Consider the following 20,983-nt stretch of genomic DNA (forward strand, 5'->3'; position numbering starts at 1 on the left):
GGATTGTGCGGTTCCTACAAGCGGCGGAGGGTTGCTGACAGCCCGGGGGAGGGCGGCGGCAGGGCGGGGGGCGGGGTCAGGTGGTTGCTGAAGGTGCGGCCGGCGTTCATGACGGCTTGCAGGTCGGGGTGGAGGTAGCGCTGGGTGGTGTGCAGGGAGCCGTGTCCGGCGATCAACCGCAGGACGTGCAGGGGGACTCCGGCGTCCGCCATCCATGTCAGGCCGGTGTGGCGCAGGTCGTGGCGGCGCAGGTGTTCGTAACCGAGCGCGCGTACGACTTCGTCCCAGTGGGTGGCGTCGCGCAGGACGGCGGTGGTGATGCGGCCGCCGCGTGGTCCGGTGAACAGGCGGGCGTCGGGCTTGTCCCGCAGTGTGAGCAGGCGTTGGGCGACCATGGGGCGTATCTCTTCGATGAGGGGGACGCGGCGGGCGGTCTTGCCTTTGGTGTTCTTGTCGGCGAGGCCGCCGGGGGAGGGGGTGGTCTGGCGGCGTAGTGTCCAGATCCAGTTCCTGGTGTCGATGTCCTTGACCCGTACTCCGGAGACTTCACCGATGCGGGCGGCGGTGCAGGCGGAGAAGGTGACGACGTCGCCCCAGCCGGTGTACTGCTCGTGGGAGCGGGCGACAAGGGCCGCGGCGAGCTCTTGCAGAGCCGCCCAGTTGCGCAGGGCGAGCGCGCGCGGGTCGTCGAGTTCGTCCTCGGCAAGCTGGTACTGGCGCTGCCAGCCCTTGATACGGGCGGGGTTGGCGGTGATCAGTCCGTCGCGGACGGCCTGTTCCATGACGCGCACCAAGACGGCGAGGGTGTTCTTGACGGTGGAGCGGCCCTCTCCGTCGGCGATCCAGGCGTAGATGGTGCGGTCGACAGCCCCGTTGGTCACCATGGTCACCGGCAGGTGCCCGAGAGCGGGCACGACGCGCAGCCGCCACCCGGCCAGGTATGGGTCGGTGGTCTTGGGCTCCAGTCCTCGCAGGGCCAGTGCCATGTGGGTGTTGCCGTATTCGGCGAGGGTTTGCGTAGCGGCGGTGGGATCGATTCCGCGGGCAGCTGAAGCGTGGAGGGCGTCAAGCCACTCTTGCGCGGCGTCCTGCGTGGAATGGGACTGGGAAAGCGACGCGCGCCGCTTGGTGTGGGGGTCGACCCATCGCACGCGGGCACGGTAGGGGAGCCCCCGTTCGGGACGGTGCTCGATGTCGGCAGACAGGGGGACAGCGATGGGCAGGCTGTGGACGTAGGGGGTCAGGCTGCCACCTGCCCGGGGTCGGTGCGTCGCTCGGCCAGCCACGTCTGCAGGTCGTTGTCGTCGTAGAGGACGACACGGTCGGAGAGGCGGATGAAGGGTGGTCCCTGCGGCGGTCGTTCGGCACGCCAGCGCCGGGACTGTAAAACGTTCGGTGTAACTCCTGATCAAGGAAGATGCGTCGATGACCAGCGAGAACGTGGCCGAGGCCGAATCTGTCGAGGCGGCCAAGCCGCACCGGACGGGCGGTGGACGACCAGCTCATTGACGAGCTGGTGGGTCGTGCCCAGGCCGAGGGCCTGCAACTGACCGGTGAGGGCGGGCTGCTGCAGCAGCTGACGAAGCGGCTGCCGGAGTCCGCCCTGGAGGGCGAGATCACCGACCACCTCGGCTATGACAAGCACGACCCGGTAGGCAAGAACGGAGGCAACTCTCGGAACGGGACCCGGGCCAAGACCGTGCTCACGGACGTCGGTCCGGTCGAGATATCGGTGCCCCGCGACCGTGACGGCTCCTTCGAGCCGAAGATCGTCAAGAAGCGGCAGAAGCGCCTGACCGGCGTGGACGAGATGGTGATCTCACTGTCCGCGAAGGGCTTGACCACCGGCGAGGTCCAGGCTCACCTGGCCGAGGTCTATGGCGCCGAGGTCTCCCGTCAGACGATCTCCACGATCACCGACAAGGTCATGGACAGCATGGCCGAATGGCAGAGCCGACCGCTGGACGGCGTCCACCCGGTGGTCTTCATCGACGCGATCCACGTGAAGATCCGCGATGGCGCCGTCGCCAACCGGCCGATCTATGTGGCCCTGGCCGCCACCGTCGACGGCCGTCGCGAGATCCTCGGCTTGTGGGCCGGCGACGGCGGCGAGGGCGCCAAGCACTGGCTGCACATCCTCACCGAGATCAAGAACCGCGGCGTCAACGACGTCCTCATGCTGGTCTGCGACGGCCTGAAGGGTCTGCCCGACGCGGTCGAAGCGGTGTGGCCACAAACGATCGTCCAGACCTGCGTGGTCCACCTGCTGCGGAACTCCTTCCGCTATGCCGCCCGCCAGGACTGGGACAAAATCGCCCGTGTGCTGAAGCCTGTCTACACCGCCGCAACCGAAGAGGCCGCGCTGGAACGCTTCGCCGAGTTCGCCGATACCTGGGGCAGGAAGAACCCGGCGATCGCCGGCTCCGGGAGAACGCATGGGAGGAGTTCACCCCCTTCCTCCGCTTCGACACCGAGATCCGCCGCATCGTCTGCACCACGAATGCGATCGAGTCCGTGAACGCCAGGATCCGCCGGGCGGTCAAAGCCCGTGGCCACTTCCCCAACGAGCAAGCCGCCCTGAAGTGCGTCTACATGGCTGTCATGTCGCTCGACCCCACCGGCAAGGGCCAGGCCCGCTGGACCATGCGCTGGAAGACCGCGCTGAACGCCTTCGACATCACCTTCGACGGCCGCCTCTCAGCAGCACGCCAGTAACCCCAACAACCCCAGTTACACCGCTCGTTTTACAGACCCCCGTGGGGCGGCCCGAATCCATATAATCCTGCGAAAGGTGTGCTGCCAGCTGATGCGGAAGAGCAATTTGCCAACAGTGTCCAGGTTGGCAGGGTGCGATGGACCAAGATCGGCTCTGGGAAAAAGGCTGTGTATTACCGTTACTCTCAGCACACCGAGGATGTGTGGCACTTCAGCGGAAGTAGTAATGGGGTAACGAAGTCCGGTAATCCCGTTGCTATTCCCCTCGACGATATCCCGATTTCGGTCAGAAGGAGGTAGGTCTTGCGATTTCTGACCGACGACGGTCGATTTGGCCTGCTTGTCACCCCGGTGGTTGCTTCAGGCGAGTCCCGAGTCCAGTTGGTCATCGAAGGTCGGCTGATCGGTGGTGCTGAGCCCAGCTTTGCCTACGGCGCTTTCGAGGAAATGGGAAACCTTCCGCGATTCTCGGATCATAGATTTAGTCTATTCTCCAAAGATCCAGATAATGTCTTGGCGGCGTTGCTTTCTGAGGAGGAATTCCACGATCCTGCAACACTGTCTCTCTCGGAGTCGTTTGACCACTGGCTCATCCAGGGGTACTGCTACGAGGGAAGCGTCGCTATGTTGGCTCGACCGTACGACGACGGGTCCTTGGTAGGCGCTACGTTGATCTCCGTTGTAGGATGCGCCGAATATGCTGCGATCGTCGAAATGGCTCGCTGCTATTGGGCACAAGGCGACGCGCGCTTCCAGTCGACTCTTTGGCAAGTCAAGTTTGGCTCTGGTGATGACGAGGATCACGCGTAGGAGGGCTGCGCCTTGGGAGAGACGTCAGCGAAGGCCAGGCTGCTGGCGTGAGTGTGCTGGGCGTGTCCTTATCCGCAGATAGCCGCCCGCGCGAGGGTGAGGGCGCGAAGGAAGCTGCCTGGTGCTGTGGCGGGGGTCAGGCTGCGGGGGTGTAGGCGATGTCCTGGTCGGGGCAGGAGGCTGCCGGGCGGGTGAGGGCGTCCTGCTCGGGCTGGTCGATGCTCAGGCCCCAGGTGCGTTTCACGCTGATCCAGTCGGCGGTGTAGCGGCAGGTCGCATCGGGGGACGGCGGCATCCAGGTGGCCGGGTCCTGATCGGCCTTGCTCCTGTTGGAACGGGCGCTCACAGCAACCAGGTGCCGGGGGTCGGTCAGATACTTGGCGTAGGCGACGCGGCGGGCCTTGGTCCACTTCGAGGCGCCCGAATCCCAGGTCTCGGCGAGTGGCACGAGATGGTCGATGACGAGTGCGGCGGCGGCTTCTCCGGCTTCGCCCGTTGACGTAGGCCCGTAGTGCTTCAAAACGCCTTCACAGGCTCTGACCTGGGAGGTTGTCCCTTGTTCAACTCGCCCTGTGGTACTCGTTGATCAGGCTGGCGACCGCTTGCCGCCGCTCGATGCGGGCGGCAGGGAAGGCGATGACATTCGGGTCGTCGAGGGGAGCGAGTTGATCTCGTCCTTGGTGCGGCCGGTGCCGGTTGAAGTGGGTGACGTACTCGTGGAGGATCTTGTGCGCGTGGCCGCGGTCGTAGATCAGGAGCCGGTCGGTGCACTCCTCCCGCACGGACCGGACGAAGCGTTCGGCGTGCGGGTTGCAGTTCGGGCTTCTCGGGGGAATCTTGGTCACGGTGATGTTTTCGCTGGCGAAGACAGCATCGAACGCGGCGGTGAACTTGGTGTCGCGGTCACGGATGAGGTGGGTGAAATCGGCAGCCCTGTCGCCGAGGTGCCACAGGAGTTGCCGGGCTTGCTGGGTCGCCCAGGCGGCACTGGGGTGGGCGGTCACGCCGAGGATGTGAACGGTGCGGGTGCGGACCTCCATGACGAACAAGGCGTACAGACGCTGCACTGTGATGGTGTCCACGTGAAAGAAATCCGTGGCGAGCAGGCCGCTGGCCTGGGCTTTCAGGAACACCGCCCACTCGCCTCGGGCCGGCTGGTGTCGTGGTGCGGGTCCGAGGCCGGCTTGACGCAGGATGCGGCGGACGGTGGATGCGCTGACCTTGTGGCCGAGGCGGTGCAGTTCGCCGTGGACGCGGCGGGCGCCCCAGCGGGGATTCTCGACGCCGAGCCGGATGATCAGGTTGTGCAGCTCGTCGGATACCGGTGGCCGTCCTGGCGATCGGGGCTGGGTCCACTTCTGTTTGACCAGGTGCTGGTGCCAGGCCAGCAGGGTACGCGGAGAGACGATCCGGTGGCCGCGCAGGATCCGCGGCAGTAGCCGGGACAGAGCGGCGATCAGTGCGCGGTCGGGCCAGGTCGGCTTCGAGGCGTCGACTTGCCGGCGCAGCACTGCAACCTCGTGTCGAAGGACCAGTATCTCGGCGTTCTTGGCGGCGGAGGATCGGCACAGCAGGACAAGACAGGCGAAGATCCGGGTGGCGAGTAGGTAGACCATCTGTACGAGCACAAGTTCCGATGATGCCGGACGGTTATCCGGTCGTGCGCATCGGACCAGGTCACCAGTGGTGAAGGGATTTTGAAGCAGTACGGGCTCCACGAGCAGCCTTCCCTGCGTCGGACGCTCAACTGCCACCGCGCACCGCTGACCCCGAACCAGGGCTGTGACCGGCGCGGATGCAATATCCGGCACCTACAGGGTCAGGAACTGTTCAAGCTGGCGCTCGTCGCGCCAGCCGGCGAGGCACATGTCGGCACGCAGCTGGGCCAGAGCATCAGGATGCGCGGCCAGCTCGGCGTACCCGACCTCACCCAAAAAACCTCGATCCGCACTCCGAAGAGGTCTTCGAGGCCGCCGATGCCGAAGGGCCGGCCGACGGGGGATGGCAGCGTACGGCGTCGAATCCTATGTGTGCCTGCAACTCCTCCAGGCTGCACAACTCTCGATCGCGACCGGAGCAGCCATCGCCTTCACCTGAGAGTGGCAGGGCACCAGGACCAGCCGCTGTGACCACGACCGATCGGCCACCCCGGATCGGCGCCGCTCTTGTCACCAGATCCACATCCCGCCGAGGACAGAAGCCCGACCGCTCTCGTCGACGCCGACCATGTGGGCCGCCTCGGGACCACCGCTTGAATCGGAGTCGAGCGGGATGACGAAGCGGTGCTCTCCAAAGTCCAGGGCGAGAATCCGATCTGGATCCAGTTCATAGCCGTCGACGGTCTTGCCGATGTAGCAGCGCATGAGCTCCAGCGACCCTGGTGCGGGAAAGCGCCACTCGCGGCCCCCGTACACCCCCGAGGGGTCGCTCAAGGCCCGCAGAATCGGTCCATCGAAGTGCAGCTCGACGAAGTCGCGCACGAAAGACACGGCGCTGACCTCAAGGCCCATCAGCAGCTGGAGCGGGTCGTCCGCGTCGTTCGCATTAGTCACAAGCCCATGCTGCCAGAGGCCCCGCCCGCCTCGTCACGCGTCCGCCCACTGGCCGACTCGGAACCGGAACGGCCAACTACAGGTCGACATCACAGCAGCCCCTCCCAGGCTCACCCGGCAATGGACAACAGCCCACAAACCGCCCTCTTGAAGAGCATTTTGTCCCGATAGGGCTGTTCGAGAAGTCGACGGCTGGTCGTCGTTCGGGATTGCTTTGATCCCAGGAAGAGGGCCTCTGGCAAGATGACGTCATGTTCGATTTCGGTATCGCGGGCTACCGGCCAGCATGGTTGGACAGGCGTAGTGACATCGTGCAGGAGCATGGGCAACGTCTGCGTGGTCTTGCTGGCCGGACGCTCACTAGAGTCTGGACGGTCTGGGACCTTAGGAATGACAAGTGGTTCTGCGACTGCCCGGTGCTGTTCGACTTCGACGGCAAGCAGGTCGAGATCAACCATCACAGGCTGAACGATCTCTCCCTGACGTGGAACACGATCGACCCCACCTTTCCAGTTCGTTGGCCCGGCTTCGACCTGCAGTGGTGCCCTGAACCTTTTCCCGGGCTGCAAGCTCTGCGGGGGCTGCCGCTCAAGGCGGCCGAACTGCTCGAATGGACGGACAGGGACGTCGCTCAGGGCAACGCCGGTATTCCCGAGCTGCTCGAATGGACGGGCGGGGACGTCGCTCAGGGCAACGCCGGCATCAGCTTCGCCTTCGAGACGGGTCGCGTGACTGTATTCAACGCACTCGATGAGAACGGGGTGAGCTTCGACCCTCCCAGTCCGAGTCAGCGCTCCCACTCGCTCCACTGACGCACTCGGAGTTCAGGCATCCCGCCAGTTCGGAGTGGATTCCCTGGTCAGCCTGCGGCTCATGAGGTCGACCATCGCCAGCTTGATCATGGCTTCGGAGCGGTGGGGGTGGGTCTCGTAGTCGCGGGCGAGGCGGCGGTGGTGCATGAGCCAGCCGAAGGTCCGCTCGACGACCCATCGCCGCGGAATCACCTTGAATCCCTTGCGGGCAGGGTCGCGGCGGGTGACTTCGACGTCGATGCCAAGGGTGGCTCCGTGGTCGATGACTTTGGTGCGGTAGCCGGAGTCGGCCCAGGCTTTGGTGATGCGTGGGTGGTTGTCGGCGATGCGTGAGAGTAGGTGGATGCCTCCGGCGTTGTCGGACACGCTGGCGGCGGTGACCAGCACGGCCAGGAGGAGGCCGAGGGTGTCAACGCCGATGTGACGTTTGCGGCCGGCGATCTTCTTGCCTGCGCCGATGCCCTGACCGGCCGCGGGCACGTTGGCGGAGGTCTTGATGCTCTGGGCGTCAAGGATGCAGGCGCTGGGTTCGGCGTCGCGGCCTTCGGCTTCCCTGACCAGGCGTCGCAGGAGGCCGCTAAGCTCGTCGAATACGCCGTCCTTCTGCCAGGCGCCGAAGTAGCCGTAGACGGTTTCCCACGGGGCGAAGTCGTGCGGCAGGTACCGCCAGGGGATTCCGGTCCGGTCGACGTAGAGGATGGCGTCTATGATTCGGCGCAGGTCGTGTTCGGGAGGCCGGCCGATGTCCAGGCCTTTCCCTCTTCGCTCGGCCCGCCAGGCTGTCAGAGTCGGTTCCAGCAGTTCCCAACGGGCATCGGACAGGTCGCTCGGATACGGTCGATGTCTACGAGGCATGTTTCCGTAGTTCCGATGCCCGCTGGCCCGCCACAGGGCGCAAACAGGCGTGACCGGGGGCGTGTTGGGATCAGACGGGAGCGAAGGGGTTGAAACGGACCCTCGAAATCCATCAATCGCCCCACCCATCACAACGGACTTCCACTGTCTCAGCCGACCCAAGACGGTCCGCTACCCGAAATACCAGGAAACACTCCTGACGGGACAAAACACTCTTTGAGGACGTGATCGAGTACCTCGCGCCGGATGGTGCCGATCGCTCGTTCGCAGTGGGCGTTCATCCGTGGTGCCTGCGGTGCGCTCTTGAGGATCCCCATCTCCTCGGCCTCGAAGACGGCGTCGAAGGACTGCCCGTATTTGCCGTCGCGGTCGCGGAGGAGGATGCGCAGGGGCTCCGTTCGCGTGCCGAGGTCAGCGGTGAGGTTTCGTGCCTGTTGTACCGCCCACTCGCGTGTGGGATTGGTGGTGACGCCGGTGATGTGGAGGCGCCGGGTGCCGTGTTCGAGGAACGCCAGTGCGTACAGCCTGTGTCTGAGGGCGGTGTCGAGGTGGAAGAAGGCGGCGGCGATGATGCCCTGGGCCTGGTTGGTGAGGAACTCCTTCCAGGATGGGCCGGTGCGTCGCGGTGCCGGGTCGATGCCCGCCGTGTGCAGGATCTCCCAGACCGTGGACGAGGCGATCGGATGGCCGAGGCGGGCCAGCTCGCGCTGGATCCGTCTGTGGCCTCACTGTGCGTTCTCGCGGGCGAGTTGCAGGATGAGCTTCTTGAGCGCTGCCTTGGTCGGCGGCCGTCCTGTGCGGGTGCGCTGGGCGCTGTAGTCCCATGTGATCGCGATGAACCTGCGATGCCAGGCCAGGAGCGTGCCGGGCGTGACCGGGAAGATCTCGGGCCAGCGGTAGCGGGGTATCAGGCTGGAGAGGGTGGCCAGCCAGAACCGGTCCGCGGGCTCGTAGCGGACCGGGCTGGCGATCTGACGGCGTAGTGCCGCGTTCTCATGCCGGAGGACAAGCAGCTCCGCGTCCTTGGCGGTGTCTCGGCGCAGCAGCACCCCAGGCATGGTCAACAGCTTGCGAGTTGCCTTGTACAGCAGTGAGACGATCACGCGGACATGGTCCCAGCCCAGGCCACTGCAGAGCTGTCACCTGCAGCGATGACTTTACGAGCCCCACAGGCTCCAACTGGCCCACCCGCCTTTCCCGTTGTGTGACACAGGTCTCAAAGAAGCGGTGCAGCAGACAGGGGCGCTTCACCGTCATTTGGGGGACAGGAAGGGAGGAGCGGTGTGGCTCTGGCAGCCAAATGGAATTCACGGCTCTCCGAGGCGAGTCGAACCAGTCGGTCCGGATGGTCCGGATGGTCCGGCCGGGGTGGCCGGTCCGATCCGGCGTCGGCAGGAATGGACCCGGGGGAGGGTTTTTCCTCCTTCGTCGCGGCCCGCTCGGGGGCATTGTTCCGAGGGGCCCTGGTCCTGACGGGAAGCCGTGAGGCCGCTGAGGATCTGGTCCAGGAAACACTGGAACGCACCTGCCGCCGTTGGCGCACCATCGTCGCCCAGGACGCGCCGGACGCTTATGTGCGGCGCATCATGGTGAATTTGGCCAACGACCGGTGGCGGCGATTCCGTCGTGTCGTACCCCAGCAGGACACCGGTGACGACCGGCCCGCCCCCGGGGACGAATACGGGCGTGTCGACAGCAGGGACCAGTTGGTCCGCGCCTTGCAACGTCTGCCGATAGGCATGCGCACCGTCGTGGTGTTGCGCTACTTCCACGACCTTTCTGATGCCGAAATCGCCGAGGATCTGCGGATCTCACCGAGCGCCGTACGGTCCCAGCTCACCCGGGGACTCGAAAAGCTCCGGGCCCAGATACCCGCACACTCCGAACCTTCGTCACCGCAGCCCCGGAAAGGAACCCGAACCGGATGACCGGCTACGCATCACCACCCCCGGGCGGGCGCGGCGGTGACACGCACCTCGAATTCTTCGAAAAGGAACTGGTAATCGCCTTGAACGACTTCGCCAACACCTCCCCTGCGCCGCACTTCGACGCCACCGGCATCAAGACCCGTACCCGCCGCAGGCGCGCCGGTTTCATCGCGGGTATCTCCGCGGCCCTCATCCTGGCCGGCGGCGGCACCGCATTGGCCACCGTCGGCACCGGTACGCATGACGCGCCGCCGACCTCCCCCCGCGCCACCACGACCACGACCACGGTCAAGGGGGACGTCACCACGGTGCCGTACATCAAGCCGTTCGACCTGAAGGGCATGGACCTGTACCTGGCCAAGGCGGCACTGGCGCAGGCCGGCCTCAAGGTCGGCAAGGTCACCCACGGGGTGGTCGACAACTGCAAGCCGGGTTCGGTCATCGCGGTCTCCCCGCTCAGCCCGACGGTCCTCCACAGCGGCGACAAGGTCGACCTGACCCTCTGCGGCTGACCGGCCCACAACACCAGCAGGTCGATGCGGCGGGCAAGCGCCCGCGCATGGGGGGCCTCTGCTGTCCAGGGGATCGACCGAGATCCTCCTGCGAAAGCAGAGGCCCGGTGGCCCAGTTCGTCACGGGCGGAACCACGGACGTATTCGCGCCCGGTCATCTCGGCAAATTGCTCTGGTTGCCAGGAGGCTGACGAGCGATTCTGGGCGGACAAGCTCGGCGGCGACACATCTGTCACACTGCAACCATGCGAAACATATTGCGTGGTGGGCGACTTGGTCTGCTCGCAGCCGCTTCCATCGCGCTCATAGCCGCGGGTCTGCCCGTCTCTCCCCCGGCCTCCGGAATCGGCGACCCTCTCTTCCCCAAGCTGGGCAACGTCGGCTACGACGTCCACTCCTACGACATCTCCCTCACCTACAGTGGGGACAACACCAGCCCCCTCGACACCGTCACGAGGATCGACGCGACGGCGACCTCCCGGCTGAGCACCATCAACCTCGACTACACCCACGGCACGGTTCACTGGGTGGAGGTCAACGGCCGCCGGGTGCCCTTCGCAACGGTCGGCGAGGACCTGGTGCTCACCCCCGCCCACCGCGTACGGGCCGGCCAGCATCTGCAGATCAGCATCAGCCACTCGAACGACCCGACAGGCAACAGCATGACGGGTGGCTGGATCCCCAACCCGGACGGGCTCGAACTACTCAACGAACCCGATGCCGCGCACCGGGTGATCCCCAGCAACGATCATCCGTCGGACAAGGCCTACTTCACCTACCGGATCACCGCGGCCGCCGATGTCACCGCGGCCGCCAACGGTGTACTCATTTCCCAGGCCCGGCACGGCGCGACCACCACATCGGTGTACCGAGGCGAACACCCCATGGCCACCGACCTCATGCAGATCTCCCTCGGCGACTCGTCGATCCTGCACCGGCAGGGACCGCACGGCCTGCCGATGCGCGACGTCGTGCCGGCATCGGAGGCCGCGGCGCTCGAACCCTGGATGGAGATGACGCCTGGCCAGATCAGCTGGATGGAGAAACAACTCGGCGTCAGCTTCCCCTTCGAGACCTACGGGCTGCTGGTCACCGACACCCACATCGGCGCGGAACTGGAGACCCAGACCCTGCCGATCTTCGAAAAGAACCTCTTCACCCGAACCGACGTGCCCGCATGGTACGTCCAGTCGCTGATGGTCCACGAACTCTCCCACCAGTGGTTCGGCGACAGCGTCTCCCCGAACCGCTGGGCGGACGTGTGGCTCAACGAGGGCCACGCCACCTGGTACGAGACCCTCTACGGCGAGCAGCAGGGCGGCCCCACGCTGGACCATCGCATGCTGGCCGCCTACCAGGACTCGGACGCGGTACGGGCCGCGGACGGCCCACCGGCAGCGCCCAAGGCGCCGACCCCCGGCGTGGGGCTCAGCCTCTTCCGCCCCAACATCTACGACGGGGGAGCGTTGGTCCTCTACGCGCTGCGCGAAGAGATCGGCGACCGCGCGTTCCAGCGTGTCGAACACGACTGGGTGCTCAAGCACCGGGACGGTTCGGCCACCACAGCCGAGTTCGTCCGCCTCGCCTCGCAGGTGGCCGGCCGTGATCTCTCCGGCTTCCTCGGCGGCTGGCTCTACTCCCCGGCCACCCCACCGATGCCGGGCCATCCCGACTGGCACACCACCCCTGCGACCTGACCGGACGGCGACAGGAACCGCCGTGAGCACCTCGTCGACCGCGGTTCCCGGGCGCCGCCGCTCAGGACCCTGCCCGCCCGCTGCGCGGAGGGTCACCTCCCGCCGTCCCCGACCTCAATGCCTTCGCCATTGCTGTAGCCGTGCGCCCCCTGTTGGCGCTGTTGGTGGCAGTCGGACTGCTCGACCGTGTTTTGACACGGAATCGCTTCCGAGCTGCCACATTTCGTAGTTCCCGAATTCTGCCGTGATCTCGGCCGTCGCCTGAGCGGCGGTGAAGAAGTCGTCGCCCACCGGCGAGGTGCGCGATGCCGCCACCGCGAGTCACACCTTGTCGGGCGCCAGATCCGAGTTGGGCACATACCTGACGTCCGGATGCGAGTAGAACGCTGTTGCCGAACGGGCCAGGAACGAGATGCCCCGGCCGGCCGCGACATGCTCGAGTGTCTCGTCCACCCCGCGCACCAGGTACCCGGCGTTGGGGTGCGGGCGCCGGGTGGGCTGCGTGCTCGGGTCGGCATGCCGAACCAGCGGTTCGCCGGCCAGGTCGGCCTCGGTGACCTCCTCCTTGCCGGCCAACCGGTGGCCGGCGGGTAGCACCACCCGCGGCTCGGTGTACAGCGGGGTGACGCGCAGGCCGGCCTCGTCGATGGGCAGCCGCACATAGCCGACGTCGATGCGGCTGTCGAGCAGCATCGTGGTCTGGTCGTCCCATTCGATTCGCTGCACGTCCACGATCACGCTCGGGTGCCGGGTGCCGGGTGCCGGGTGCCGGGTGCCGAATAGCCGTACCGCCGGGGTGACCGCAATGCCTGCCCGGAAGCCGACCATCAGCCGCCGGCAGCTGCCGCGCGCGGCCACGGTCAACCGGCGGCGGACCGCGTGCTGGACAGCCACCCAGGCCGATGACAAGAGCCTCGGGCTGCGGCCGATGGACACCGGCCCCCTGGGACTGGCGCGCTGCTGGAGGGAACGGGCCTGGCCCGATCGGCCACGGCCGCGGCGGCGCTGTCCATGCTCGGCGCGAAGGTGCGCCGCGGCGACCTCCGAGATCTCGACGGACTCAAGGAGGCAGCCGGGGACTCAGACGGCGTCATCCACGTCGCGCCCAGGCCGGACCTGCTTCCCTCCGGCGGGATCGACGCCGTGGCCGCCGCGCAGCTCGCGGTCATGCTCGCGTACGGCGAGGCACTGGCGGGAACCGGAAAGCCGCTGGTCGCAGCGGGAGCATAGGCTTGCCGGGGAACCTGGGCCGACCGGCCACCGAGGGGGACCCGGCCCTTCCCGCCGGCGGCGAGTACAAAGGACCCTGCGGGTTCGCAACGTCGTGGAAACCGTCGTCACGGCCTCGCCGAGCAGGGAGTGCGGTCTTGGGTCGTGCAGATCGCCAACATCGTGCACAGCACGACCGATCGTGCCGGCTTCCTCCCCACCCTGATCGCGCTTGCGAAGGAGAAGGGCCTCGCCGGCTCCCCCGGAGACGGCGCCAATCTGGTCCGGCTGCTCGAACTCCGCCAGCGCATCAAGCACGACTACCGTACCGGAGCACCTCGTGCGACGCCCATGATTCGGCGTCGCCCCTCCCCGCCCGTCCCCGCACCGTGGGCGATCGGTCAGGGGCTCTCCGGGTTGCCGATGCCGGGTGGTAGGAGGCTGGTTTCCGCCTGTCCGGTGCGGATGAGGTCGAGGATCGCGGCGGCGACCTGTTCCGCGGTGTGTACGGGGAAGTCGGCGGCGGCGGTGACGACGGCTCCGGCGCGCAGGGTCCGGTGGAACTCGGTGGCGGTGACGAAGGGGAGGACGGTGGAGACCGTAATGCCGTCTGCGGCCAGTTCCGTGCGCGCGGTGGCGGAGAGCTGGTTCAGGGCGGCCTTGCCGGCCGCGTATGCGCCGAGTCCTGGCAGGACCATCCGGGTGGTGGCGGAGCTGACGTTGACGATGGTGCCTCCTCCTTGCGCGCGCATGACAGGCAGCACCGCCTGCATCGCCACCAGTGGTGCGATCACGTTGAGGTCCAGGACGGCGCGGAAGTCGTCGGGGTCGACGTCCTCCAGGGGCAGGTGCAGGCCCTGGCCGGCGTTGTTGACCAGGGCGTCGAGGCGGCCGAAGTGGTCCACCCCCGCACGGACTGCGGCACGGATCTGGCCGGGGCCGGTCACGTCGCAGGTGACGGCGAGGGCGTGGGGCAGGTCGCGGGCGAGGGCGTTGATCCGTTCGGTACGCCGGGCGGCCAGCACGACGCGGGCGCCGGCGTCGGCGGCGGCGCGGGCGGTGGCGGCGCCGATGCCCGAGGAGGCGCCGGTGACCAGGACGACTGTGTCGGTGAGGTCCATGCGAGGGGGATCCTTGTCGGTGGTCAGCGGATGTGGGCGCGCAGGAATGCGGCCGCGCGGACGAGGGCGTCCTCGCCTTCCTCGAGAAGCGCGGCGAACGCCTGGAAGACGTGGAGGACACGGGGGGTGACGTCGAGGGTGACGGGGACGTGGTCTGCGGCAGCGCGGGCGGCGAGCCGGACCGCCTCGTCGAGGAGGTACTCCTCCGAGCCCGCCTGGATGAGTATCGGGGGAAGGCCGGTCAGATCGGCGTGGACGGGACTGAGCAGGCCGTCGCGGGGGTCGGCGCCGGCGAGGTAGTCGGCCGCACGGGTGCGCAGCGCGCCGGCGTTGATCACGGGGTCGAGTCCGGCGTCCTGGGGGAGGTGGGGCACGGTGAGGTCGGCCCAGGGGGACAGGAGGACCGCGCAGGCGGGCTGGGGCAGGTCGCCCAGGCCGCGGGCGGCGAGCATCAGGGCGACGGCCAGGTTGGCGCCGGCCGACTCGCCGGCCACCGCGATGGGCGCGGTGCCGTGTTCACCATCGATGAGCGCGCGGTAAGCGGTCAGGGCGTCATCCAGGGCCGCGGGGTAGGGGTGCTCGGGGGCGAGGCGGTAGTCGACGGAGATCACCCGGGTTCCGGTCTTGCGGGCCAGGTTGGCCGCCAGGCCCGCCGAGGCCCGCGCCGAGCCGACCACGAAGCAGCCGCCGTGAAAGTACAGGACGGTGCTGTCCGGCGTGGTGGCGTGGGGTTCGATGCTCAGGGCGGGTATGCCGTCCAGGGAGAGGGATTCGATGCGGACTCCGTCCGGGACGGGGTTCGCGGCGACCATCTTGGCGAACAGCTCCCGCTGTTCGGTCACCTCGCCGCCGAGGTCGACGGGGGCGTTGCGCAGGATCTGGGCGACGGTATCGCGCTGCTGCTGGCTCAAGGGTGTTGCCTTCCGGAACGGCCGCGAGGGGGCCGCGGCGTAAAGTGCATTAGTGCTAATCTAATCAGAGCTAATGCATATGGCAACTGGAGGCAACATGGATCTGCGACAGGTGTTCGACGACCTGGTGCGCTTCGAGACCGACCTGTGGAACGAGATCGACGCCCGGCTCCGCCGCGAGGCAGACCTCTCACTGGGCAGCTTCAATGTGATGCTCGTCGTCGAGCGCACCGACAACTGCCGGGTCAACGAGATCGCCGCGGCCCTGTCGATCACGATCGGCGGCGCAAGCCAGGCGGTCGACCGGCTGGAGAAGACCGGCCTGTGCGCACGCCGGCCCAACCCTGTCGACCGCCGCTCGTCGATCATCCGGCTCACGGAAGCCGGCAGCACGCTGACCCGTGACGCCGGCCGGATATTCGACGAGGAACTCGCCGGCCGCATCGCGGCCCCGCTCACCGCGGCGCGACTGGGCCACCTGGCAACGGCGCTCACCGCACTGCGTACCGCCACGCCCCACCGGGCCGACACCATGCGCAACCCCTGACCCGAGGAGGAACACTCATGACTGCCGCACCCGGACACGCCCGCGCCGTCCGCTTCGACCGCTAAGGGGATCGCAACGTCCTCTACATCGCCGACATCCCCGTCCCTCGCCCCGCCCCCGACGAAGTCCTGGTCGAGGTCAGGGTCGCGGGCATCAACCCGGGCGAGACCGCCATCCGCAGCGGCGCCCTGCACGAGCGGTTCCCCGCCGCCTTCCCCTCGGGGCAGGGCAGTGACCTAGCAGGCACGGTCCTCGAAACAGGCAGAGATGTCAGTGAATTCGCGCCCGGCGACGAGGTCCTCGGCTACTCCTGGCAGCGCTCCAGCCATGCCACCCACGCCGTGGTTCCGGCCGCCCAGCTGATCCGCAAGCCCGGGGAGCTCAGCTAGCCCGTCGCCGGCAGCCTCTACGTCGCTGCCTGCACCGCCTGGGCGGCCGTCGACGCGGTCGACCCCAGGCCGGGCGAGGCAGTCGCCGTCTCCGCCGCCGCCGGCGAAGTCGGCAGCATCGTCGTCCAACTCCTCGCCCTGCGCGGCGTCCGCGTCCTGGCCATCGCCTCGCCCGGCCGCGCACCCTGGCTGACAGCCCACGGTGCCGTGCCGATCCCCTACGGCGACCACCTCGCCGCGAACCTGGCCACCGCCGCCCCACACGGCATCGACGCCTTCATCGACCTATTCGGACCCCAGTACGTCCAACTCGCCGTCGACCTAGGCATCCCGCCCGACCGTATCGAAACGATCATCTCCTTCGGGAAGGCCGCCCAGTACGGCACCAAGAACTCCGGCAGTGCAGACGGCTCCACCCGCGAGGTTCTCACCGAGATGGCCGCCCACGCCGCGAGCGGCCGCATCGAGATCCCCATCGCCGCCACCTACCCCCTCCACCGCGTCCGCAACGCCTTCACCGCCTTGGAGCAGCGCCACACCCTCGGCAAGATCGTGCTCATCCCCTAGTAGGGGTGTGTCCAGTCAACGGCCCTGTCTCACGTTCGGTGGTGACGGAACGTGCCGCTATCCGAGGAGGGACGCGGTGGCGAAGAAGGGCGAAGCCCGCCCGTCCGTGCATCTGGCGCGCGATCCGCCTGGTCTTCGGATTGACGCCTTCGGTCGGGCCGTTGCTGTACGGAAGCGTGAGCGCGGCGGTTACGGCGTCGCGGTCCAGGCCCTCCCTTCGCGAGGCTTCAGGAGATGGGCGAAGTCCGCAATGTGGGCGGCCAGCTGCTGGACAACCTTGCAGGTCAGGGAACTCAGGACGCGACCGGCGCCGCCGAGGTACCGCGCTCGGCGAGCCCTTGCAAGTTCCCTGAGCCGCTCATTGAACCTTCAAGACTTGTTCGACAAGTGACTCCCAGCTGTCGGCCAGCGCGACTGCTCGGCGAGCCGAATCTGCGGCGGCGTTCTCCTCGGGCGCCAGGTACATCACGAAGGGGCCCTCGAGGGCCGCGGCGAGCTGCATTGCCAGGCTGTCGATATCGGCGGTGTGCAGGAGGCCTTCGCGCCGGGCTTGCCCGAGGAGCATCCGGATGTGGGTGGTCGACATCCCGCCCGCGGCGATGGTCACCTGCTGGTTGCGATCAAGTGCGGCGCGCTCGATCGCATGATGCTCGAGCAGGAATTCGATGCGCGCGCGGCCGTAGGCGACCAGCCTGTCGGTCACGTCGGCGCCGGGACCCAGTGGCGGCGGCCCGTAGAGCACCTGCTGTTGGAATGTGCGGTCGGCGTCGTCGAGCAACGCGGCGAAGATCCCGGCTCGGCTGCCGAAACGCCGGAAGACAGTTCCCTTGCCCAGTTGGGCCCGCTCGGCCAGTGCGTCCATGGTGAGCCGTCTCACGCCGCTTTCGGAGATCATCTCGCGGGCGACCTTCAGCAGGTGTTCGCGGTTGCGGGCGGCGTCGGCACGCTCGGCACTCGGAGGACCGATGGGCAGGCGGAAGGCGTTCACGGTCACACACCCTACCCGAGCGGAATATTATCCGGGGTGAAGTCCGTTTGGGGTAAAGTCCGCTTGTGATGGTGCGGGCGCCAAGCCCGCTTCGGGACCTGCGCCGCCCCATGCGCAGGCAAGACCGACCAAGGAGTTCAACCATGACCCTGTTCCGACTCGATGCCAGCATCCTGCCCGCGGCCTCCGCCAGCGCGGAGATCGCCGACGTGGTCGAGGCGAAGTGGACGGCAGCGCATCCCGGCGAGAAGGTGGTGCGCCGCCACCTGGGCACCGACCCGCTGCCAGCGCACATCTGGGCGAGCACCACCGTCGCCGGCTTCACGCCCGAATCGGAGCGCACCCCCGCCCAGCGTGAGGCGCTCGCGAACGCCAGGGACCTCGTCGAGGAGCTGGCGTCGGCCGATGTCGTCATCCTGGCCGTGCCGTTTTACAACTTCGGCGTCTCCCAGCACTTCAAGACGTGGGTCGACCTGGTGATCGCCGCCGCCGGACCGACCACGCCCGTCCTGAAGGGCAAGCCGACAGTGCTGGTCACCGTGCGCGGCGGCGGTTACGGCCCGGGCACCCCGCGCGAGGGCTGGGACCACTCCACCCCCTACCTCAGGCGCATCCTCGCCGACGTCTGGGAGGCCGACCTGACCGTCATCGAGCGCGAACTCACCCTCGCGGCAACCACCCCCGGAATGGAAAGCCTGCGCGATCTGGCCGACGAGCTGCGCACCAGGGCTCTCGAGGAAGCCGACAAGGTTGGCACCGGCATCGCCACCACCTGAACCGAGCCGACGGCACAGGGACCCCGCACAAGGACGGAGACCGCTCGCGTGCCTGAGGCGGATCCCTCGCCGAACTGTGGAAGCCGAGTTGACCGCGATCGAGCGCAACGCCCTCGTCGGCGTCAACCTCGCCCTTGACGGCCTCATGGACCTCGGTACCCAGCTCCACCCCGACCTTGATTGAGCTCTCGACCCGCTCGCCCTTACCAGCCGTCAAGCGTGGCGGCGATCGCGGAATCAGAAGACAAACACCCAAGCGCGGCGTGGGACTGTGGCGCCCGACCGAACGGAATCCAGATGTCCACCACCCAGATCACATCCGGCCACTACACACTCGACCCGGTACGCAGCACGGTCGGCTTCCAGCGAAGGACGTTCTGGGGCCTGACGGCCGTCAACGGCGTCTTCGGCTCGGTACAGGGCAGGGGCACCGTCGATGCGGACGGCACCGCCGGGGGCGGCCTCGTCATCGAGGTCGCCTCCCTCGACTCGAAGCACACGAAGCGGGATAACCACCTGCGCAGCAAGGAAATGCTCGACGCCGAGTCGTTCCCGAAGATCACCTTCGACACCGAACGCATCACGCCCACAGGCTCGAGTACGGCCGACGTCGAGGGCAAGCTCACCGTTCGCGGGACCAGCAGGAGGCGGAGTTACCCGGTGAGTTTCAAGAAGCAGGGCGCCGATGCGGTCGTGCTGCGCGGCGCCGTCACGATCGATCCGGCGCAGTTCGGGCTCAAAAACCCTCTCGGCATGATGAAGGGCCCGGCCGTCATCAAACTCGACCTGCACTTCACCGCGTGAACTGAACGCGGCCCATGCCCTCGACCGTGCACCTGACCCGGCGCCAGCGAGGAAAACCGAAAGATCGAGAAGAAGGAAAGCGCACACCATGAGCAGGATCAGCATCATCGGGACGGGGAACATGGCCCGCGCTCTGGGCAGCCGCGCACTCGCGGGCGGCAACGCGGTCGAGGTCCTCAGCCGTGACGCTTCCAAGGCCGACGCTCTGGCCACGGTGATCGGCGGCGCCACGGCGGGGACGATCGGCGCGGCGCCGGCCGGCGACATCGTCATCCTCGCCGTGCCCTACGCCCACGCCGCACCGGTCCTGCGCCAGTTCGGCAACGCCCTGTCGGGCAAGGTGATCGTCGACATCACCAACCCGTTCAATCCCGACCTCACGGGACTGGTCACACCAGAGGGCAGTTCCGCCGCGCAGGAGATCGCCAAGCGCGCTCCCACGGGAGCGCACGTCGTCAAGGCGTTCAACACCGTCTTCAGCCACGTCCTGGCCGCCTACACGCCCGAGGATCCCCGCCCGCTGGACGTGTTCATCGCTGGCGACGACGCCGAGGCCAAGGCGCGCGTGTCGTTGTTCGTCGAGAGCCTCGCGCTGCGCCCGCTCGACGTCGGCGACCTGAAGAGCGCTCCTTGGCTCGAAGGAACGAGCGTGCTGTTGATGCGCGCCATGTTCGGCAAGGCCGTCCACAGCAGCAGCTTCTCCATCGGCCTCACCGTCCGCGACTGACCATACGCACCTTCTCCATCCGCCGTGGCACTTTCCCCAGCGTGAACGTCCTCAAACTGGATCACGAGACACTAAGTGAACCCTGATACTGAACCGGAATTAAGTCTTTCCGCAGCCACCCGAAGCGGCTGCGGAAAGACCCGGCCAAGAAGGACAATGGTCAACTGCTCAGCCAAAACACCACCTTGCGGAGACGCAAGCAAGCGGGAGATAGTCCGTTTGCGGTGCACGTAAAGTCCGCTTCCGTTCAGAAGGGAACCTCGTGAGCTACCTGCCAAATGGGGCGATCGTCCTACCGGCCGGCGACGGCCTGCCGATCCCCGGCGACGGCCTGCTGATCCCCAACCTGGTTGGCAAGGTCACCGCCGACCAGGGCTCAGGCTCCATCGCCGTGATGGAGGGGACGGCGGAGCCCGGCTTCGGACCCCCTCTTCATATCCATCACAGCAGCGAGGAGCTTTTCTATGTCCTCCAGGGCCAGATGGACTTCCAGATCGGCGACCAGCGGGTAAGCGCCACGCCTGGGACGCTCGTCATGGTGCCGCGCGGAACGGTCCACGCGCCACGGGTGGTCGGACGCGAGCGGGCCAGGTTCCTGGTCATGTTCGCGCCCGCAGGCCCGGACGGGCTGTTCTACGAAATCGCCGCACTCGCTCAGGAAAATGGCGGGGCCATCAATGACAATGACTCGCGCATCGAGGCGCTTGCGGTCAAGTACGATACCGAGCATGTCGGGCCCCCGCTGCACTAAATCAACGAGAGCACTCACCCACAATATCGACGAGCCTCAACAATCCCTCCGCGCCTGGGATTGTGCTGGAGTCGTGACACGAGGCCGTGTTCGGCATTGGCCTCGGAGTCACAGTCGGGGTCGCTGCCACGTTTGAAGCCGGGCGCGGAGATCGTCAGCGCGATCGAACGTGTCGCCCGCCCCACAACTCTATTGGCCGGGAGCCGTCTCAACGCGGATCCCCAACTGCTCGTGGTCGGGCTCATGGCCAGCATTGGATACGGGGACGCCCTGGATGCAGCGATCACCGCGCTTCTCCAGCCAGAACGCCGG

22 protein-coding genes and 2 pseudogenes are annotated in these 20,983 nt (G+C 67.2%); 14 read left to right on the forward strand and 10 right to left on the reverse strand.

The genetic code is table 11. The annotated features are described in order from the left end of the window. Positions 1 to 14: 14 nt before the first annotated feature. On the reverse strand, positions 15 to 1,244 hold the full coding sequence (locus tag ACGFMP_RS31765) for a tyrosine-type recombinase/integrase (RefSeq protein ID WP_393676906.1): 1,230 nt from the start codon (positions 1,242 to 1,244) through the stop codon (positions 15 to 17). A 212-nt stretch (positions 1,245 to 1,456) separates the two neighbouring features. Between ACGFMP_RS31765 and ACGFMP_RS31770 the strand changes: the two are divergent. Together ACGFMP_RS31770 and ACGFMP_RS31775 are read left to right on the forward strand one after the other, a co-directional pair. Further along, positions 1,457 to 2,715, forward strand: a pseudogene (locus tag ACGFMP_RS31770) (IS256 family transposase). Positions 2,716 to 3,018: 303 nt separating this feature from the next. Beyond that, the gene (locus ACGFMP_RS31775) at positions 3,019 to 3,525 is read left to right on the forward strand and encodes a hypothetical protein (RefSeq protein ID WP_393676811.1); all 507 of its coding nucleotides are present in this window, start codon (positions 3,019 to 3,021) and stop codon (positions 3,523 to 3,525) included. Between the two features lie 136 nt (positions 3,526 to 3,661). Here the strand turns inward: ACGFMP_RS31775 and ACGFMP_RS31780 are convergent, their stop codons facing one another. The 3 genes from ACGFMP_RS31780 to ACGFMP_RS31790 form a co-directional block, all read right to left on the reverse strand. Further along, positions 3,662 to 4,045, reverse strand: a complete 384-nt coding sequence (locus tag ACGFMP_RS31780) for a DUF1524 domain-containing protein (protein ID WP_393676813.1) — start codon at positions 4,043 to 4,045, stop codon at positions 3,662 to 3,664. A 40-nt stretch (positions 4,046 to 4,085) separates the two neighbouring features. After that, entirely contained in the window at positions 4,086 to 5,141 is a 1,056-nt protein-coding gene (locus tag ACGFMP_RS31785; RefSeq protein ID WP_393676815.1) for a transposase, read from the reverse strand. A gap of 552 nt (positions 5,142 to 5,693) precedes the next feature. Beyond that, positions 5,694 to 6,077 carry a hypothetical protein gene (locus ACGFMP_RS31790; RefSeq protein ID WP_393676816.1) on the reverse strand — a complete coding sequence of 128 codons (384 nt, stop codon included), beginning with the start codon at positions 6,075 to 6,077 and terminating at the stop codon, positions 5,694 to 5,696. Positions 6,078 to 6,328: 251 nt separating this feature from the next. Here ACGFMP_RS31790 and ACGFMP_RS31795 point away from each other — a divergent pair, with 251 nt between their 5' ends. Continuing rightward, positions 6,329 to 6,889 carry a hypothetical protein gene (locus ACGFMP_RS31795; RefSeq protein ID WP_393676818.1) on the forward strand — a complete coding sequence of 187 codons (561 nt, stop codon included), beginning with the start codon at positions 6,329 to 6,331 and terminating at the stop codon, positions 6,887 to 6,889. Positions 6,890 to 6,901: 12 nt separating this feature from the next. Here the strand turns inward: ACGFMP_RS31795 and ACGFMP_RS31800 are convergent, their stop codons facing one another. Further along, positions 6,902 to 7,744, reverse strand: coding sequence for an IS5 family transposase (locus ACGFMP_RS31800; RefSeq protein WP_393676820.1), 843 nt, complete (start codon positions 7,742 to 7,744; stop codon positions 6,902 to 6,904). 218 nt (positions 7,745 to 7,962) lie between these two features. Continuing rightward, positions 7,963 to 8,847 (reverse strand): annotated as a pseudogene (locus ACGFMP_RS31805) (integrase); the annotation flags it as partial. A 294-nt stretch (positions 8,848 to 9,141) separates the two neighbouring features. Between ACGFMP_RS31805 and ACGFMP_RS31810 the strand changes: the two are divergent. From ACGFMP_RS31810 to ACGFMP_RS31820, 3 genes are all read left to right on the forward strand, one after another. Beyond that, entirely contained in the window at positions 9,142 to 9,672 is a 531-nt protein-coding gene (locus tag ACGFMP_RS31810) for a SigE family RNA polymerase sigma factor (RefSeq protein WP_393676907.1), read from the forward strand. Next, a complete protein-coding gene (locus tag ACGFMP_RS31815) occupies positions 9,669 to 10,184 on the forward strand; it encodes a PASTA domain-containing protein (protein WP_393676822.1) in 516 nt (171 codons plus the stop codon). The genes ACGFMP_RS31810 and ACGFMP_RS31815 overlap by 4 nt, the downstream gene beginning before the upstream one ends. Before the next feature lie 245 nt (positions 10,185 to 10,429). Next, entirely contained in the window at positions 10,430 to 11,881 is a 1,452-nt protein-coding gene (locus ACGFMP_RS31820) for a M1 family metallopeptidase (RefSeq protein WP_393676824.1), read from the forward strand. 321 nt (positions 11,882 to 12,202) lie between these two features. Here the strand turns inward: ACGFMP_RS31820 and ACGFMP_RS31825 are convergent, their stop codons facing one another. Then, a complete protein-coding gene (locus ACGFMP_RS31825; RefSeq protein ID WP_393676826.1) occupies positions 12,203 to 12,775 on the reverse strand; it encodes a LysR family substrate-binding domain-containing protein in 573 nt (190 codons plus the stop codon). Positions 12,776 to 12,892: 117 nt separating this feature from the next. Here ACGFMP_RS31825 and ACGFMP_RS31830 point away from each other — a divergent pair, with 117 nt between their 5' ends. After that, positions 12,893 to 13,111 (forward strand): hypothetical protein, encoded by a 219-nt coding sequence (locus ACGFMP_RS31830; RefSeq protein WP_393676828.1) that lies wholly within the window; start codon positions 12,893 to 12,895, stop codon positions 13,109 to 13,111. 380 nt (positions 13,112 to 13,491) lie between these two features. On the opposite strand, the gene ACGFMP_RS31835 is transcribed toward ACGFMP_RS31830, so the two are convergent. Together ACGFMP_RS31835 and ACGFMP_RS31840 are read right to left on the reverse strand one after the other, a co-directional pair. Then, on the reverse strand, positions 13,492 to 14,211 hold the full coding sequence (locus tag ACGFMP_RS31835; protein ID WP_393676830.1) for an SDR family oxidoreductase: 720 nt from the start codon (positions 14,209 to 14,211) through the stop codon (positions 13,492 to 13,494). A 23-nt stretch (positions 14,212 to 14,234) separates the two neighbouring features. Continuing rightward, positions 14,235 to 15,122 (reverse strand): alpha/beta hydrolase, encoded by an 888-nt coding sequence (locus ACGFMP_RS31840; protein WP_393676831.1) that lies wholly within the window; start codon positions 15,120 to 15,122, stop codon positions 14,235 to 14,237. Positions 15,123 to 15,219: 97 nt separating this feature from the next. Here ACGFMP_RS31840 and ACGFMP_RS31845 point away from each other — a divergent pair, with 97 nt between their 5' ends. The 3 genes from ACGFMP_RS31845 to ACGFMP_RS31855 all read left to right on the forward strand — a co-directional run bounded on the left by ACGFMP_RS31845 (position 15,220) and on the right by ACGFMP_RS31855 (position 16,625). After that, positions 15,220 to 15,669: a MarR family winged helix-turn-helix transcriptional regulator gene (locus tag ACGFMP_RS31845; protein ID WP_393676832.1), complete on the forward strand. Its 450-nt coding sequence runs from the start codon at positions 15,220 to 15,222 to the stop codon at positions 15,667 to 15,669. Positions 15,670 to 15,797: 128 nt separating this feature from the next. After that, positions 15,798 to 16,058 (forward strand): alcohol dehydrogenase catalytic domain-containing protein, encoded by a 261-nt coding sequence (locus ACGFMP_RS31850; protein ID WP_393676908.1) that lies wholly within the window; start codon positions 15,798 to 15,800, stop codon positions 16,056 to 16,058. Between the two features lie 207 nt (positions 16,059 to 16,265). After that, positions 16,266 to 16,625, forward strand: a complete 360-nt coding sequence (locus ACGFMP_RS31855) for a zinc-binding dehydrogenase (protein ID WP_393676833.1) — start codon at positions 16,266 to 16,268, stop codon at positions 16,623 to 16,625. 358 nt (positions 16,626 to 16,983) lie between these two features. On the opposite strand, the gene ACGFMP_RS31860 is transcribed toward ACGFMP_RS31855, so the two are convergent. Beyond that, positions 16,984 to 17,613, reverse strand: coding sequence for a TetR/AcrR family transcriptional regulator (locus tag ACGFMP_RS31860; RefSeq protein WP_393676835.1), 630 nt, complete (start codon positions 17,611 to 17,613; stop codon positions 16,984 to 16,986). Between the two features lie 143 nt (positions 17,614 to 17,756). Between ACGFMP_RS31860 and ACGFMP_RS31865 the strand changes: the two genes are divergently transcribed. From ACGFMP_RS31865 to ACGFMP_RS31880, 4 genes are all read left to right on the forward strand, one after another. After that, the gene (locus ACGFMP_RS31865; protein WP_393676837.1) at positions 17,757 to 18,389 is read left to right on the forward strand and encodes an FMN-dependent NADH-azoreductase; all 633 of its coding nucleotides are present in this window, start codon (positions 17,757 to 17,759) and stop codon (positions 18,387 to 18,389) included. A gap of 297 nt (positions 18,390 to 18,686) precedes the next feature. Beyond that, positions 18,687 to 19,193, forward strand: a complete 507-nt coding sequence (locus ACGFMP_RS31870; protein ID WP_393676838.1) for a YceI family protein — start codon at positions 18,687 to 18,689, stop codon at positions 19,191 to 19,193. 88 nt (positions 19,194 to 19,281) lie between these two features. Then, positions 19,282 to 19,920 (forward strand): NADPH-dependent F420 reductase, encoded by a 639-nt coding sequence (locus tag ACGFMP_RS31875; protein ID WP_393676840.1) that lies wholly within the window; start codon positions 19,282 to 19,284, stop codon positions 19,918 to 19,920. Between the two features lie 262 nt (positions 19,921 to 20,182). Continuing rightward, complete coding sequence (locus tag ACGFMP_RS31880) at positions 20,183 to 20,671, forward strand: cupin domain-containing protein (RefSeq protein WP_393676841.1); 489 nt, start codon at positions 20,183 to 20,185, stop codon at positions 20,669 to 20,671. Positions 20,672 to 20,983 lie beyond the last annotated feature (312 nt).

Origin of the sequence: Streptomyces sp. NPDC049040, assembly GCF_043197715.1 — a bacterium.
Taxonomy (GTDB): Bacteria; Actinomycetota; Actinomycetes; order Streptomycetales; family Streptomycetaceae; genus Actinacidiphila.